The 15,608-nt window shown below is 60.7% G+C and carries 13 protein-coding genes; 6 read left to right on the top strand and 7 right to left on the bottom strand.

What is annotated here, in order from left to right; translation table 11 throughout:
• Nucleotides 1-300: 300 nt before the first annotated feature.
• The gene (locus P9250_RS06450; protein ID WP_310392746.1) at nucleotides 301-2,319 is read left to right on the top strand and encodes a TonB-dependent receptor domain-containing protein; all 2,019 of its coding nucleotides are present in this window, start codon (nucleotides 301-303) and stop codon (nucleotides 2,317-2,319) included.
• A gap of 28 nt (nucleotides 2,320-2,347) precedes the next feature.
• Here the strand turns inward: P9250_RS06450 and P9250_RS06445 are convergent, their stop codons facing one another.
• Genes P9250_RS06445 through P9250_RS06435 form a run of 3 tightly spaced genes read right to left on the bottom strand, consistent with a single transcriptional unit; the run spans nucleotide 2,348 to nucleotide 4,523 of the window.
• A complete protein-coding gene (locus P9250_RS06445) occupies nucleotides 2,348-2,632 on the bottom strand; it encodes a DUF3325 domain-containing protein (RefSeq protein WP_250469261.1) in 285 nt (94 codons plus the stop codon).
• Nucleotides 2,629-4,245 (bottom strand): PepSY-associated TM helix domain-containing protein, encoded by a 1,617-nt coding sequence (locus tag P9250_RS06440; RefSeq protein WP_310391844.1) that lies wholly within the window; start codon nucleotides 4,243-4,245, stop codon nucleotides 2,629-2,631. Before P9250_RS06440 ends, P9250_RS06445 begins: the two co-directional genes overlap by 4 nt.
• Complete coding sequence (locus P9250_RS06435) at nucleotides 4,242-4,523, bottom strand: DUF3649 domain-containing protein (protein WP_310391841.1); 282 nt, start codon at nucleotides 4,521-4,523, stop codon at nucleotides 4,242-4,244. Before P9250_RS06435 ends, P9250_RS06440 begins: the two co-directional genes overlap by 4 nt.
• Nucleotides 4,524-4,830: 307 nt before the next feature.
• Here P9250_RS06435 and P9250_RS06430 point away from each other — a divergent pair, with 307 nt between their 5' ends.
• A complete protein-coding gene (locus tag P9250_RS06430) occupies nucleotides 4,831-6,315 on the top strand; it encodes an MmgE/PrpD family protein (RefSeq protein WP_310391839.1) in 1,485 nt (494 codons plus the stop codon).
• A 360-nt stretch (nucleotides 6,316-6,675) separates the two neighbouring features.
• On the opposite strand, the gene P9250_RS06425 is transcribed toward P9250_RS06430, so the two are convergent.
• Nucleotides 6,676-7,872, bottom strand: a complete 1,197-nt coding sequence (locus tag P9250_RS06425) for an L-dopachrome tautomerase-related protein (protein ID WP_310391837.1) — start codon at nucleotides 7,870-7,872, stop codon at nucleotides 6,676-6,678.
• A gap of 213 nt (nucleotides 7,873-8,085) precedes the next feature.
• Here P9250_RS06425 and P9250_RS06420 point away from each other — a divergent pair, with 213 nt between their 5' ends.
• Nucleotides 8,086-8,559: a hypothetical protein gene (locus tag P9250_RS06420; RefSeq protein ID WP_244830887.1), complete on the top strand. Its 474-nt coding sequence runs from the start codon at nucleotides 8,086-8,088 to the stop codon at nucleotides 8,557-8,559.
• A 17-nt stretch (nucleotides 8,560-8,576) separates the two neighbouring features.
• On the opposite strand, the gene P9250_RS06415 is transcribed toward P9250_RS06420, so the two are convergent.
• Entirely contained in the window at nucleotides 8,577-9,221 is a 645-nt protein-coding gene (locus P9250_RS06415) for a DsbA family oxidoreductase (protein ID WP_310391836.1), read from the bottom strand.
• Nucleotides 9,222-9,306: 85 nt separating this feature from the next.
• Nucleotides 9,307-9,969 (bottom strand): TetR/AcrR family transcriptional regulator, encoded by a 663-nt coding sequence (locus P9250_RS06410; RefSeq protein ID WP_310391833.1) that lies wholly within the window; start codon nucleotides 9,967-9,969, stop codon nucleotides 9,307-9,309.
• A gap of 90 nt (nucleotides 9,970-10,059) precedes the next feature.
• On the opposite strand from P9250_RS06410, the gene P9250_RS06405 reads away from it, so the two are divergent.
• The 3 genes from P9250_RS06405 to P9250_RS06395 all read left to right on the top strand — a co-directional run bounded on the left by P9250_RS06405 (nucleotide 10,060) and on the right by P9250_RS06395 (nucleotide 14,301).
• Nucleotides 10,060-10,935, top strand: coding sequence for an aldo/keto reductase family oxidoreductase (locus tag P9250_RS06405; RefSeq protein WP_310391832.1), 876 nt, complete (start codon nucleotides 10,060-10,062; stop codon nucleotides 10,933-10,935).
• A 173-nt stretch (nucleotides 10,936-11,108) separates the two neighbouring features.
• Nucleotides 11,109-12,791 (top strand): phospholipase C, encoded by a 1,683-nt coding sequence (locus P9250_RS06400; RefSeq protein WP_250469251.1) that lies wholly within the window; start codon nucleotides 11,109-11,111, stop codon nucleotides 12,789-12,791.
• A 97-nt stretch (nucleotides 12,792-12,888) separates the two neighbouring features.
• Entirely contained in the window at nucleotides 12,889-14,301 is a 1,413-nt protein-coding gene (locus P9250_RS06395; protein ID WP_409014860.1) for a cytochrome-c peroxidase, read from the top strand.
• Nucleotides 14,302-14,408: 107 nt separating this feature from the next.
• Here the strand turns inward: P9250_RS06395 and P9250_RS06390 are convergent, their stop codons facing one another.
• On the bottom strand, nucleotides 14,409-15,608 hold the full coding sequence (locus tag P9250_RS06390) for an acyl-CoA dehydrogenase family protein (protein WP_244830892.1): 1,200 nt from the start codon (nucleotides 15,606-15,608) through the stop codon (nucleotides 14,409-14,411).

Below are 15,608 nucleotides of genomic sequence, written 5' to 3'. Positions count from 1 at the left end.
GAAAAAAGCACGCGGACTTTTATCACATCGAATATCGCAGCGGACACGATGGGGCAAGTCATCGCAAAAAGGTGTGGTGTTTTGCGCAACTGACGCGCGTTGTTTAGTCGATCACGTGACACTGGCGTTTTTGTAAAGATACGTTATATCATCTCACCGCCTGCGGTGGATGCCGTTCCTTACGCCTCCGTACGCTCATCGGATGCAACGTTATATCATTTCGACAGGAGCAATAAAATCTTGCACCACACGCCTTTCGCTCATCCAGCGCCGCGCAGACAGCGCCTCTTGCCACTCGGCATGCTGCTGGTCACCGCCGTGGCACGCGGCCAGACGGCCGCCGGCAACGTAACGGACACCGCGCTCACGCCGGTATTCGTCACGGCGAATCCGCTTGGATCGAACCAGTTGATGTCGCCATCCAGCGCGCTCGACGGCGACGCCCTCGCTCTGCGACGCGGCGATTCGCTCGGCGAGACGCTCAACGGTCTGCCCGGCGTCTCCACGACGACTTACGGTCCGATGGTCGGCCGGCCGATCATCCGTGGCATGGACGGCGACCGCATCCGCATATTGCAAAACGGCGTCGCGGCCTTCGATGCATCGTCGCTCTCGTACGATCACGCCGTCCCGCAAGATCCGCTTTCAGTGGAGCGCGTCGAGATCGTGCGCGGACCGGCGGCGCTGCTATACGGCGGCAACGCGATAGGCGGCGTGGTGAACACCATCGACAACCGCATTCCGCGCGAGCCGATCAAAGGCGTCTCCGGTCAGGCCGATGCCAGCTATGGCGGCGCCAACGATGCGCGCGCGGGCGCGGCGCTCGTGGAAGGCGGCAACGGACAGTTCGCGTTTCACGTCGATGCCTTCGACCGCGAAACCAGCAAGGAGCGTGTCCCCGGCTTTACGCACTCGGATCGCCAGCGCGAGCTCGACGGACCGGACGCGCAAGAGCCCTACGGCAGCATCCCGAATAGCGACGGGCGCTGGCACGGCGGCGCGGTCGGCACGTCCTACACCTGGGCCGACGGATATGCGGGTGTGAGCTACAACGGCTACGAAGCGAACTACGGATCGGTCGCCGAAGACGATGTGCGTCTGCGCATGCATCAGGATCACGTGACGGCGGCATCGGAGATACGCAATCTGCAAGGACCGTTCAGCCAGCTCAAGTTCAACTTCGGCTATACCGATTACGAACACAAGGAGATCGACGACGGCGAAACCGGCACGACCTTTCGTAACCACGGATACGAGGCGCGCATCGAGGCGCGTCACAAGAAGATCGGTCCGTTCGATGGCGCCATCGGCGTGCAGTTGAGTCAAAACACGTTTTCCGCGCTCGGCGACGAAGCGCTCGTGCCGACATCGCAGACGACGAGCGCCGCGCTCTTCGGACTCGAGGAATGGGCCGTCAACGACGCGCTCACGCTCAGCGTCGGGGCACGCTACGAGCATGTGAAGATCGACCCGACGGCGGGCGGCAACGAGAAATTCGCATCGGCGATGTCGCGTGATTTCAACGCGGGAAGCGTGTCTGCGGGCGCGTTGTTCAAGCTGAATCCGATCTGGTCGGTGGTCGGCAATCTCGCCTACACGGAGCGCGCGCCGACTTACTACGAACTCTTCGCCAACGGTCCGCACGATGCCACCGGTCAGTACCTGATCGGCAATCAGGACGCGCAGAAGGAAAAGGCCGTGTCCACCGACTTGTCCTTGCGCTTCGCGAGCGGCCCCAACAAAGGCAGCGCGGGCGTGTTCTACAGCCGCTTTCGCAACTATCTGACCGAGTTCAACACGGGCCGTCTCGTCAACGACGACGACACGCCCGTGGCGCCGGGCACCGACGACGCGCTCGACGAAGCGGTTTATCGCGGCGTGCGCGCGGAGTTTTACGGCATCGAACTGGATGGCAAATGGCGCGTGCTCGATCAAGGCGCGCATCGGCTCGATGTGGAAGTCGTCGCCGATTACACGCATGCCCGTAATGTCGATACCGGCGAAGCCTTGCCGCGCATCTCGCCGTTGCGCACGACACTCGCGCTCGACTACGGCTACGGTCCGTACGGCGCGCGCGCGGAAATGGTTCACGCGTGGGCGCAGCATCGCGTGCCGGAGAACGATCTGCCGACGGGAAGCTACACGACGCTCGGGCTCACGCTCACGTACAAGTTCCGCGTCGGACCAACGGACTGGCTCGCTTACGTGCGCGGACAGAACCTGACGAATCAGGAAGTGCGTTACGCGAGTTCGGTCGTAAGGGACATCGCGCCTGAAGGCGGTCGTAGCGTGATGATCGGATTACGCACGGCGTTTTGATGGATGCGAGGCGTGGGCGATGCTTCATTCATCCACGAACCTCGCGTCGGTCAAGCAAGATGAGCGCGCCATATACGATGCCTGCGGCAAGACTCGTGCATCCGCTAAAGCTCACGAGTCCGAGCGCCCAGCCTTCGCCACCGACGAGGTATCGAAGCGCGAGCACGAGGCCGCACCATCCGGCGGTGCGAAACGCGCGCGACTGACCGCGTGACAGCTCGCGTCCGAAGAGGGTCTCTTGATGCCGCTCCATTGCCAGCGCAAGAAACGCGAATGACACGACGCAGACCAGCAAGGCGATTCCATGCGTCACGTGCTTTCCTCCTCGGTTTCCTTCATCGTCACCTTGCGCTCGTCGACGGTTCTCGCGGGCTTCACGCGCGGCGTGTGACGTGCTGTGCGTATCGCCAATGCGGCATGCAACGCGGCGAACGCCCACATCATCAGATCGAATCCGGCGAACACCCAATCGCCTTCCGGGACACTTCGCCAGAACGGCCTTTGCGTCGTGAAGGCATTGAGCACCGGCAAGAGCGCGAGCAAGGCAGCCGCAAGCCAAAGCAGTTCCATCCACGCGCGCTTCGCGGGCCGCGCGAACACCCACGGCAACGTTGCCGCCCAGATGGCGAAGAACAGGTTGATCTCCGCTTCGGCGCGGTCGTGCATCGACACGGGCAATAGTCGATTCGCCCACAGATATCCGGTCATGGCGATGGAAAGTCCCGCAATGCTCACGATATTCAGCCGCTCGACGAGCCAGAAGCCGAAGTACGGCCGCGTCGGATCGAGCAGCTTTTGACGGCGTTTGACCGTCCACATGACGAGGCCGGTGCCGACCATCGCCGTGCCCGCGAGACTGACGATGAAATACAGCCAGCGCAGTTGCAGACCGCTGAAGCGCCCGAGATGCAACGCATAGAGCACACCGCGCGTTTCGGCGGCTGCGCCCACGCTGTCCTTCACGTCGATGAGTTTGCCCGTCACGCCATCGAAGAGAAGATACTGCGGACTCATCGATACACGCACCGCATCGCCACGCGATACGGCCACGCGTGCCGCGCCGTCGCCCGGATTCGTGATCGTCACTCGTCCCGCGTTTTCCCGGCCCCAGCGCGCTTCGGCTTCGCGCACCATCGGAGCTATGGGCGCGAGCGGAACCTTCGTTCCATCGGGCTTGCCTGGTTGAATGAATGCGCTCAGTTGCGCCGTCATCTGCTGGCGTTCCGCGGGCGTCTTGAATGCGGCCGATGCGCCGAACGGCATGTACATCGCCATCAACGTAACGAGACCGGTGTAGGTGATCATCAAGTGGAACGGCAGGCCGAACACCGACAGCGCATTGTGCGCGTCGAGCCATGAGCGTTGTCCCTTGCCCCATCGAAACGTAAAGAAGTCGATGAAAATCTTTTTGTGCGTGATGACGCCGCTTACGATTGCGACCAGCATGAACATCGCGCAGAAGCCTGCAATCCAGCGTCCCCACAGCGCGGGCATGTAGTAAAACTGGAAATGAAAGCGATAGAAGAAGTCACCGCCGAGCGTCTCGCGCGTAGTCACTTTCTGACCGGTTGCAGGATCGAAGCTCGCTTCCGAAAACGTGCGCCGGCCCTGCGCCGCGCCCGGCGTGCGCCAGAACGATCCCATCACGCTGCTGCGATCGTTCGGCAAGTCGAAGCTCCATTGCGAGCTTCCCGCAGCGATGGTGCCGAGCGTCGCGGCGACGCGTTCGGCAGCGGATGCCGCGTCGGGCAAGACCTTTTGATGCGCGACTTCCGGGCGCATCCACTGCGAGATCTCGTCCTTGAAGTAACTGACCGTGCCGGTGAGAAACATGGCATAGAGAATCCATCCGACGAGCAGACCGGCCCATGTATGCAGGTCCGACATGCTCTGGCGAATGCCGCGCGGTTTGACGTCTGCCTTCATACCGACCACGCCGCGATCAGGAGCGGTATCGATAAGATAAGGCATCCGAACCATGCGCGCGTTGCGCTCCGCACCGCGAAGACCCAGATCACCGCGCATACGTAGACGACGAAACTTGCCAGCATGCCGGTGAGCACCGCTTGTGGCTTGCTCATCGGCAGCGCGAGCGCGGCGACGCTCGTCAGGGCGGCAAGCGCGTAACCGCCGAACACCGCGCAGACGATGCGCGATACGAGCGGCCCCACGCGGGCAATTCGGTTCGTAATCAAACCAGTCATTGGCTGGCGAATCCTTGAGTTCATAAGTGCGCTGTGTCCCGTCGCGGACACGCGCCGTGTGACCGACGCCGAAGGCATCAAAAAGATGGCCGAGCAGAAGTTGCAAGCGCGATGGTCACGCAAGCCAGCGGCGTGATCGATTCAGGCTAAATGATAACCATTATTAATAACAGTTGCTGAACGAGGCTGTCAAGGAAAGGTCCTATCACGCTGGAGGACCGTGAGTCTGATCCCTTCGGGAGCGAAACCTGCTCGCCGCGATACCGAGCCATCTTTCACGGCATGAGTACTCAAGGAGACAAAGAAAATGTCCGCATTCGACCGTCGTAATTTCCTCAAGACCAGCGCAGCGAGTGCCTTGGCATCGGCTACCGTCAGTCCGGCTGCGTTCGCTCAATCTAACGCGGCTTCGGCTTCAACACCTGCGCCCGCAAGCGCACCCAACGCCCGCCCGCCGAAAGTCACACGCATACTTGCGGAGTTCATCTGCAAGACGAGCTATCGGGACTTGCCCGCGCCAGCGCGCAAGGAAGGCGTGCGCACGCTCATGAACTGGGTCGGCGTCGCAGTGGGCGGCTCGCACGATGAAACCGTCAGTCGCGCCGTCGCCGCGCTCACGCCATTCTCGGGTCCGCCACAAGCCAATCTGCTGGGCCGCACCGAGCGCTTCGACATCATGAACGCGGCGTTTATCAATGGCGTCAGCAGTCATATCTTCGATTACGACGACACGCATCTCAAGACGATCATTCACCCAGCGGGTCCCGTGGCATCCGCGATCCTCGCGTTCTCGCAATACCAGCCTGTGTCGGGCAAGGACTTCCTCAACGCACTCGTGCTGGGTGTCGAAACCGAATTGCGCATTGGCAATGCCGTGTATCCCAATCACTACGATGTCGGCTGGCACATCACCGGAACATGCGGCGTATTCGGTTCGGCCGTCGCGACCGGCAAGCTCATGGGACTGAGCGTTCAGCAAATGGTATGGGCGCTGGGACTTGCAGCGTCGCAACCGGTAGGACTGCGCGAGTCATTCGGCTCGATGAACAAGAGCTTCAATCCGGGGCGTGCCGCCGCGAACGGCATCTTCGCGGCCTTGCTGGCGGCAAGGGATTACACGAGTTCTGACGGCATGATCGAAGCCAAGCGCGGATGGGCGAACACCATCAGCACGAAGCAGGATTACCGCGAGATTACCGAAGGTCTGGGATCGCATTACGAATCGACCTTGAATACGTACAAGCCGTTTGCATGCGGCATCGTCATTCATCCGGCAATAGACGCTGCAATTCAGCTTCGCAACGAAAACAAGCTGCAAGCGGATCAAATAGAACGTATCGATCTTCGCGTGCATCCTCTCGTCATTGAGTTGACGGGGAAGAAGACGCCGCAGATCGGGCTCGAAGGCAAGTTCAGCATCTATCATGCGGTAGCGATTGCGATCATCGACGGCGCGGCCGGTGAGAAGCAGTTCAGCGATGCGAAGGTGCGCGACCCGAACACCATCGCGTTGCGCGACAAGGTGAATGCGATCATCGATCCCGCGATAAAACCGGAACAGGTCGACATGACGATCGTGCTGAAGGACGGCCGCAAGCTGCACAAGTATATTCAGCACGCTATCGGCAGTACCGAAGTGCCGATGACTGATCAGCAATTGGAGAAGAAGTTCTCCGATCTCGCCGATGGGATTCTCTCGCCCGAGCAAACTCGCGCGTTGATGGATAAATGCTGGCAGGTCGAGCAATTAGGGAACGCGGGCGATATTGCGTTGGCGGCGCTTCCACGTTGAATCGTGCATACAGACTCTGCCAAGCAAGTGCTCCAAACCGATACCTCATCAACCGATCCGACCGACTGCCCTTCAGTCCACGCAGTTTCGAACTCTGTGCGTCGCATTGTCCCCGGATGGTTGCTGGCAATAGCGGCACCGCTTAACGAAGGCAAGGTGGTGCCAGCACGGAGTCGTCATGTAGCGAAGGGTTGTCACTGGTGTGGTCGAACATCGCTCGTCGAGTTTTTCGGAGCATGCGCGGCAGATCGCGCAATGGCTCATCGACGAAATGCGAAGCGAACTGGCAAGCGCGTGGCCCTTGCTTGACTCGCTTGGGCAATCCGTCGATGAGCCGCAGCATCAACCGCCAGGCTAAACTCAACCCGCCAACCCATGCGCCGGCTGCTTCGGCAAGCGCACCCGAAAGATCGCGAACTTGCCTTCGCGCGGGTAAGGATTGGAGAAGTTGTTCAACTCATGCAAATGCGAATCCGCGATATACAAGTAGCCGTTTTGAATAGCAAAGCCATCTGCCCATGAAAGCTGCGGATGCTTGCCTACCAGCGTCTTCTGCACGAGCCCGGGCTTGCCATTCTTCTCGACGACATCGAAGCCCACCACGGTCCGGTTCTCCAGATCGCCACCGTATAGCACGCCAGCTGGACTCATGATGAGACCGCCGGTCAACGCGCCGTCGCCGAGAAACTGCACCTTTTTCGATAGGGCGTCAGCAGAAAGCGACGTATCGATAAGCGCCTTGGTCGGCACTCGCCAATAGTGGTGATCCGTGAGCGGCCGGTAATAAAGCCATTCGCGATCGGGCGAAAGCGCAATGCCATCGGTCTGTAAGACGAGGACGCTGCCATCGCCCTTGCGCGCAATCTGATCGCGGAACATGAGATGCTGCTGCGGGTCCGACACGCTCGACTTGTCGCCCGCGAGCACGAGACGCGACTCGCCAGTTGCAAGGTTCGTCACTGCCACGCCGCCCTGATTTGCAGCATTGCTCAAAAACACGTAGCCGTGTTTCAGATCGACGCGAATATCGTTGAGCGAGTCCTTCGGCGTCACCACACTGCCATAGTCGAACCGACGCACGATCTTCTTCGTAGCCAGATCGAACTCGATCAGCTTCGGTGGCTGACGTGTCTGATCGACCGATGTCAGCGACGAGTCGAGCGCCCACAGATGGTCCTGTTCATCGACCCATAGCGCCTGCACCGAGATCCACTGATGCGAACCATCTTCATCCGGTTTGAAAACATTCCAGCTTTCGTCGGGAAACGGCGTGAGCGCGCCGGTCTTCGTATCGACTTCGACCATGCTGTAACGCGATCGCTTCGCCGAAGCCGGCGCCGTGGCGAACACACGCCCCTCCTTCGATACGCCGATTCCCACGAGACGAAAATCATCGTCGAAAGTTGCCACGGTTTCCAGACGAGGCGCGTTTTTTGCACCTGCAGCAAATGCCGTCTGCGTCGCTGCACCCACACTCATCGTGCCGAGCAAACCCGCGCCGATGGAAGCAAGCACGCGTCGCCGCATGTTCGATTGTCGTGATTCATCGTTGTGCATCAAGTCTCCTTCGCATGGCTTGGACTGTTTCCGTGGCGCGTTGAAAGCGAGTAACCCGTGTTCAACACATAAACCGATGCCGCAAGTTTGGAACCAGCCCGCAGCAGCGGTGTCGCACCAGTATTCAAGCGGTTCGCGTCGTTCGGCAATCCTGCACCATTCGAGGGACGCGCGCCGTTTCATCAATCGATACGCTCATCGAAAGGAGCCCGCATGTCACGTTTGACGATCGCTTTCGCTTTTCTTTTCACGTTGCTGACAGGATGTAGCGCCATTCGAACGCATGAAGCCCGCAACACCGACGGCGCGCTCATCGGCTCCAATGTGCTCGATCTGGTGCAGTCCGTCGGCATTCCCGACAAGACCATGAAGCTCGTGGATCGCAATAGCCCAAGCGACCGTATGGAAGTGCAGTGGAATTTTTCCAACTCCGATGCGGCGCTCGACTTGAACGCGCTCGTGCTGGATTTGAAGGTGGGTGGGGCTGGCAAGTGCAGCATGACCGCGACCGTCAATCGTTGGGGCGGTCAGGTCACGGGCGTGAACTTCCCACAAGCGCATAGCGACAGTGTCGGTTCGGATTACGGCGCATGCGAACCGCTCGTGGCTGAAGCGCTCACGCACAATCCGCACACGCCTATCGATCCGACCTGGGACGCTTTCTCGCTCGTCGGCGCGGCCAAGTAAGCGCGCCCTTCGATTGCTTACTGCGCCTCGGCGACGATCTTGCGAATGGCCTCTTCGAACGCTTCCACGGGCTGGCCACCGCTCACGAGATATTGTCGATCGAAGATGATCGCGGGCACCGAACTGATGCCGAGTTGCTGGAACTCGCGTTCCTCGTCTCGGACTTCGTTCGCATACGCGCCGCTCGTCAACACTTCACGCGCGGCGTCGCCGTCGAGTCCGACGGCCTTGGCGGCTTCGATCAATACATCTCGATTGCTCGGGTTTTTACCATCGGAATGATACGCACGCAGGAGTTCGAGCTTGAGCGGCACTTGCTTGCCTTCGATACGCGCCCAATGCAGCAACCGATGCGCATCGAATGTGTTGTACACCCAATCGCGCTGACCAAAGGTAAAGCCGGCGTTCGCGCCACGCTCGCGGATCATCGCTTGCGCTTCCTTTATTTGCTCGGGCGTGCGGCCGTACTTTCTGCCCAGGTAATCGACAATACGCTCGCCTTCCGGACCCATGTCCGGGTTCAGTTCGAACGGATGCAGCGTGATGGTGGCATCGACGGTATCGCCTAGGCGTTCCAGCGCGCGTTGCAATGATGAAAGACCAACGGCGCACCACGGGCACGCGATGTCGGAAACGAAGTCGATTTGCAAGGGACGAGACATGATTTTGCAGCCATGAGTTGAGTCGAGACATCAAGCCTAGCTCAAAACTCAAAGGCTGGCTAACTCCGCCCCATGCACGCCGTACTCACGAAGCGCCGGTGCGCTTCAACCGCGCTCGCGGCCTTGCCTCTCGCTCCAGATAGCCCAGACATAGCGACTCGAGCTGACGCGGCAGGGCCCGCAACATGGCGCGCGGTGCTCCGCCTTCGACCATCAAGCGCGTGGGTCCAACCATCGCCGCTGCGAGCATGAAGGCAGTGGTATTGAGATCGTCGAAGATGGCGTCCGACGCTGTCGCAAGCATGGCAACGAGCGTAGCGCGGCTTCGGCGTTCCGCGCCTTGCGCAAGCTCCCGCACATCGAGTTCGGCCGCAACCGCATACAGCGCGCGCGCTTCATCTATACGTGCGGTCTTTGCTCGTACGAATGCCTCCACGACTGTAGACACCATGGTCGCCAGCGACTCGCCATGCACCGACTCCGCCGCCTGTTGGAGCACGTCGCCTATTCTGCCGAGATGCCGCTCCAGCACCGCGAACAACAACGCCTGCTTGTGCGGAAAGTATTGATACAAGGTGCCGATGGACACACCCGCCCTCTCGGCCACGCGAATGGTGGTGAGCCGCTGCAAACCATCGGCCAGCAAAACCTGAATAGTGGCGTCGAAGATTGCATCGACGGTGGCCTGCGAACGCGCCTGGCGCGGCAGCTTGCGGGGCTTCAACGCGGTCTTGTTGTCGCTCGACATATGCGAATGCACAATCTGAAGGATTATTCGTATTATAGACGAGCAGTTTCAAGAATCCATTTCGCATCGACCGATGCAAGGAGCATTGCAATGACCGACGCAAACCGCGCTGGCCTCTATCAACTCGGCGAATCGTCCGTGACGCGCATGGGTTACGGCGCCATGCAACTCGCAGGGCCGCATGTGTTCGGCCCGCCCAAGGACCACGACGAAGCCATCGCCGTGCTGCGTGAAGCGATCGACAGCGGCATCACGAATCTCGACACGAGCGACTTTTACGGCCCGCACGTGACCAATCGACTGATTCGTGAAGCGCTCTATCCGTATCGCGACGATCTCGTGATCGTCACCAAGGTGGGGGCCAAACGCGGCGACGACGCATCGTGGAATCTCGCGCGGTCTCCCGCCGAACTCGAATCTGCCGTGCACGACAATCTGCGCAATCTCGGCCTCGACGTGCTGGACGTCGTGAACATGCGCGTCATGTTCGACATAGCCGGTCCCGCTGAAGGCGATATCGAGGAACAGGTTACGACGCTTGCGGAATTGCAGCGCAAGGGCCTCATCCGGCATATCGGCCTGAGCAACGTCACGGCGAAGCAACTCGCGCAAGGACAGAGCATCACGCCCATTGTCTGCGTGCAGAATCAGTACAACCTCGCGCATCGCGGCGACGACGCCATGATCGATCATCTTGCGCAGCAAGGCATAGCGTATGTGCCGTTTTTTCCGCTCGGCGGCTTCTCGCCCTTGCAATCCGACATTTTGAATCGCGTCGCGCAACAAGTGAACGCCACCACCATGCAAGTAGCGCTTGCATGGCTTCTGCAACGCTCGCAAAACATCCTGCTCATTCCGGGTACGTCATCACGCGCGCATTTGCGGCAGAACATCGAAAGTGCGGGCCTCGAATTGTCGCCGGAAGTGATCGAGGAACTGAACGGCATCGGGGCTGCCGCGAAATAAGCCTTACGGAGTCGGATCGGAAACACGCCGGAATACGCCGAATCGTCAATGTGAAGTAAGAGGTGCGAAAGCGCTTCGACTTCGACGCGCAACACGCGAGTGTTGTAATCCGCGTCGAGGAGAAGCCTTTGCGCCTCATCAAACAAAATCACATCGACCCCCGGAGTTCCTTCATGTTTCGTCGAGCCATCATGGTCGCAACATCGGCCGCGATCGCCGCCTTCGGCCTCTACGCCTGCGGCAGCGATCACGACAACAACGCTCAACAGAGCGCGCAAAACAAGCTCGTCACCGCCACGCCCATCAAGCACGTAGTCGTGATCTTCAACGAGAACGTCTCGTTCGATCACTACTTCGCAACCTACCCGAACGCCGCCAACCCCGCAGGCGAGCCCGCCTTCACGGCGGCCGCCGGCACGCCGACGGTCAATGGCCTCACTGGCACGCTGCTCACGGCCAACCCGAACTTCGTCAACACGCTGAACGGCGCGGCTGCCGCCAACCCGTTCCGCCTCGATCGCACGCAAGCCGCGACCGCCGACCAGAACCACGCTTACACCGCGGAACAACAAGCCTATAACAACGGTGCAGCCGATCTCTTCCCGAAATACACGGGTAAGGGTTCGAGCGGCGGCGCGGGTGCATTCGGCACGGCAGGCCAAGTCATGGGCTATTACGACGGCAACACGGTCGCCGCGTTGTGGAACTACGCGCAAAACTTCGCGATGAGCGACAACGCGTACACCGACACCTACGGCCCGTCCACGCCCGGCGCGCTCGAAGTCGTCTCTGGCCAGAACAACGGCATGCAGATCGTGAAGACGAGCAAGCCCGTGTTCAACCTGACGACGGCATCGGGCTCGTACTATGTCGCCGACGGTCAAGGCGGCTTCTCGATGATCAACGACGTCGATCCCGCCAACGACGTCTGTTCGAGCACGACGGATCAGGCGTTGATGACCTCGAAGAACATCGGCGACTTGCTCAATGCTAAGAGCATCACGTGGGGCGGCTTCATGGGCGGTTTCAATCTCGCCACCGTGAACAGCGACGGCTCGACCGGTTGCAAGCGCGCGACCTTCTCGAACGTGGTCAATGCATCCACGGCCGACTACGTTGCACATCACAACTGGTTCCAGTACTACGCGTCGACGGCGAATCCGCAGCATTTGCGTCCGAGTTCGACGGCGGCCATCGGTTCGTCGCTGGAGGCGGATGGCAAGACCGCCGAGCCCGCGAATCACGAATACGATAGCGACGACTTCTTCGCTGCGGTGAAGGCCGGCAACTACCCTTCGGTGAGCTTCATCAAGGCGCCCGCGTTCCAGGACGGTCACGCGGGTTATTCCGATCCGCTCGACGAGCAGGCTTTCACGTCGAAGATCGTGAACTTCCTGCAGCAACAACCCGACTGGAACACGACGGCCGTGATCGTTGCATGGGATGACTCGGATGGCTGGTACGACCACGCTTATGCGGTACCGACTTCATCGTCGTTCGATCCGCAAGCCGACCAGTTGAACGGTGCGGGCAAATGCGGCGCGGGCGCGGCGCCCGTCGGCGTGAACGGCGGCGCGGTGAATGGCCGCTGCGGTCCGGGCACGCGCATTCCGTTTCTCGTGATCTCGCCTTGGGCGAAGGTGAATTACGTCGATCACACGGCGATCTCGCAGGCTTCGGTGGTGCGCTTCATCGAAGACAACTGGCTTGGTTCGACGCGTCTCGGCAGCGGTTCGTTCGACGCCACGGCCGGCAGCATCATGGGCATGTTCGACTTCTCGGGCAAGGGCAACAACCCGAAGGTCTTCGTCGATCAGTCGCTCGGTTCGCCGGTCGCATCGGTGCCCGCAATCTGAAGGTGACGCATGGCGCGCGCATTCAATGCGCGCCATCGCCACTCGTATCGTGTCGCCGCTCGCCGGCGACATCGCGTTTTTCCGAACTCATCCGCACATGTCCGCTACTGTCGAACCCGCCTTCGGTCGTTCCCCTCACAAGCCGCCGCTCAGGCGTCATGCGTTACGCGGCGTTGCTGCCCTCGTGATCGCCGCAGGCGCGTTCGGTGCGTTTGCGTTGATGTATCCATCGCATGTGCCTGCGGCCGTCGGCGAGATCGTGGAAAACCTGACCGGCGCGAATCCCGCGCCGGTTGTCTTGCAGCGTCCGCCGGCCGTGCAACTGAGTGCGGTCGCGCAACTCGGCAAGAACATCTTCTTCGACAAGACGCTTTCCGCATCCGGCAAGCAGTCGTGCGCGTCATGCCATGACCCGGCCCATTCGTTCGGGCCATCCAACGATTTGTCCGTGCAGGAAGGCGGACCGCATTTGAGCTTGCAGGGTTATCGGCCGCCGCCTTCGCTCATGTATCTGTATCGGCAACCGAACTTCAGCATTGGTCCCGATGCAGGCGATGCCGACGCCCCGCCCGATCTCGCGCAACTCGCCGATCAGGCCAAAAGCACGCAACGCGCCACGAAGACCGCAGGCGTGGCGCCCGCCGCACCCGCGCTGGTTCCACAAGGCGGCCTGTTCTGGGACGGCCGCGCGGATACCTTGCAGGCACAGGCATCCGTTCCCATGCTGAACCCGGTCGAGATGGCGAACACGAGTCTCGACGAAGTGTCCGGCAAGCTAGCGCATACGGCCTACAAAGGCGAATTCGAAAAGCTCTTCGGCCCGCGCATCTTCGATACGCGCGGCCTGGCCGTGTCGGAAGCCATGTTCGCGGTGGCGCGTTATCAGGTTGAGGAACAGGCGTTTCATCCTTATACGAGCAAGTACGACTACTGGCTCGAAGGCAAGACGCGCCTTACGCAAGCGGAGTTGCACGGCCTGCACCTCTTCAACGATCCCGCCAAGGCCAATTGCGCGGGATGCCATTTGTCGAAGCCTGGCGGCGATGGCCTGCCGCCCATGTTCACGGATTATCAATACGAGTCGCTTGGCGTGCCGCGCAACGACAAGCTCGCGATCAATCACGATCCGAAGTTCTTCGACATGGGCGTATGCGGACCTTTCCGTGACGATCTGCGCGACCAGACGCAGTATTGCGGCATGTTCCTCACGCCAACGCTGCGCAACGTCGCTACGCGCCACGCGTTCTTTCACAACGGCATCTATCATTCGCTCGACGACGTGATGGCCTTCTACAACGAGCGCAATACCGCGCCGCAAAAGTTCTATTCGAAAGACGCGAAGGGCGCGGTGCGTAAGTACGACGATCTGCCGCCGCAGTATCACGCGAACATCGATGACAAGGACGCGCCGTTCGACCGCAAGTTCGGCGACAAGCCAGCGATGACGGACGCGGATATTCGCGACATCGTCGCGTTCCTGCAGACGTTGAACGACGGCTACAAGCCCTGAGCTTTGCGATGGCTTCATCGCCTCGTGATGAAGGCGATTTGCGCTGAAACCCACGCGAGCGCTGGACACTTCGCCGTGCCTCGTCCGGTGAACGGCTTCAATGCAGCTTAAAAAACCTTCCCTTCGGTCAAATGCGTGGTCACGCCGTTCAATTCGTAGTCACCGATCACGCGTGCCTTGTGCAGCAGCGGATTGTGGCTGAAGATGGTCCGCAGATTGCGCCAGTGCCGGTCGAAGTTATGCGCCCGGGAAGTCGCCGATGCACCGCCCGCCTCGAACATCCGCTCGCCTGCAAACAGCGCGAGCTTGCTGACCACGATCTGCGTGCGCGCCGTCGCAAGCGCGCCTTCGAGCACGAGCGCCTCGGCATTCGCAACGCCATTGCGAATGGCTTGTGCGGAACGCTCCAGCTCGCGCGCGTTTTCGCGCACCAGTGCATCGATGCTGTGACTATGCGCACTCAGTTCGCCGATCACCTGCTGAATGAACGCATCCTCGCGCGCGGTGGGCGCGGTGCTGTGCATCACCGGCCGGCCATGCTTCAGCACATAACGCTTTGCATCCGCGACGATATTGCGCACGATGCCCGCCGCCACCGTCACGAGATGCAACTGACGCAACGCGCCGCCATGACGTCCCGTGAGCGTCGATTGCACGCGCGGCGTGACTTCATCGGCATGCACGAGCAGATTGTCGAACTCGAGACTGCCGCTTGCCGTCATGCGCTGGCCCATGCCGTCCCAGTCGTCGATCACGCGAAAACCCTCACGTTGCACGGGTACGATGGCAACGGCCGCATCGCCGTTTTCGTCCTGCACGTTGAGGCGCGCGTAGTCCGAGAACGCCGTGCCCGTCGAGTAATATTTGCGGCCGCTCAGGCGAAAGTGTTCCCCGTCGCGCTGCAAACGGGTCGTGATCTCGCCGGGACGCGACGTGCCCGCTTCGGTCGAAGCTCCGCCGAAGATCGCGCCATCCACCACGCGCCTGATCTGCAATTCGTTGAACGGCGTGCGGGGCGAGAGCAACAGCGCTTCGGTCTGATCGAAGTGAATACGCAGCGCATGCGCGACATTGCTTTCATGCGCGGCAAGCGTGGCGATCACATGAAACACGTCTTCGAGCGACCCGCCGAGACCGCCCCATTCCACGGGCAAGCGCAGCTTGCCAAGACCCGACTGACGAAACAATGCGAAGCCCTCGAAGGGCAACTCGCGGCGCACCTCGCGTGCGGCTGCATCTTCGCCGATCGCCTCGGCGAGCGTGGGCAGCGCATCGAGCGCGGCCTGGCGCGGGTCCTGTTGTGACAT

The sequence above is a fragment of the Caballeronia sp. LP006 genome (assembly GCF_031450995.1).
GTDB lineage: Bacteria > Pseudomonadota > Gammaproteobacteria > Burkholderiales > Burkholderiaceae > Caballeronia.
Note: the sequence above shows the minus strand (reverse complement) of the source record. Positions and strands in the feature narration are given on the sequence as shown.

Bases quoted from the DNA above. Each gene is read 5' to 3' on its own strand.
- P9250_RS06430 (WP_310391839.1), top strand. From the start codon at position 4,831: ATGTCCGCATTCGACCGTCGTAATTTCCTCAAGACCAGCGCAGCGAGT.
- P9250_RS06395 (WP_409014860.1), top strand. From the start codon at position 12,889: ATGTCCGCTACTGTCGAACCCGCCTTCGGTCGTTCCCCTCACAAGCCG.
- P9250_RS06400 (WP_250469251.1), top strand. From the start codon at position 11,109: ATGTTTCGTCGAGCCATCATGGTCGCAACATCGGCCGCGATCGCCGCC.
- P9250_RS06435 (WP_310391841.1), bottom strand. From the start codon at position 4,523: ATGACTGGTTTGATTACGAACCGAATTGCCCGCGTGGGGCCGCTCGTA.
- P9250_RS06450 (WP_310392746.1), top strand. From the start codon at position 301: ATGCTGCTGGTCACCGCCGTGGCACGCGGCCAGACGGCCGCCGGCAAC.
- P9250_RS06390 (WP_244830892.1), bottom strand. From the start codon at position 15,608: ATGTCACAACAGGACCCGCGCCAGGCCGCGCTCGATGCGCTGCCCACG.
- P9250_RS06440 (WP_310391844.1), bottom strand. From the start codon at position 4,245: ATGAAGGCAGACGTCAAACCGCGCGGCATTCGCCAGAGCATGTCGGAC.
- P9250_RS06420 (WP_244830887.1), top strand. From the start codon at position 8,086: ATGTCACGTTTGACGATCGCTTTCGCTTTTCTTTTCACGTTGCTGACA.
- P9250_RS06410 (WP_310391833.1), bottom strand. From the start codon at position 9,969: ATGTCGAGCGACAACAAGACCGCGTTGAAGCCCCGCAAGCTGCCGCGC.
- P9250_RS06405 (WP_310391832.1), top strand. From the start codon at position 10,060: ATGACCGACGCAAACCGCGCTGGCCTCTATCAACTCGGCGAATCGTCC.
- P9250_RS06425 (WP_310391837.1), bottom strand. From the start codon at position 7,872: ATGCACAACGATGAATCACGACAATCGAACATGCGGCGACGCGTGCTT.
- P9250_RS06415 (WP_310391836.1), bottom strand. From the start codon at position 9,221: ATGTCTCGTCCCTTGCAAATCGACTTCGTTTCCGACATCGCGTGCCCG.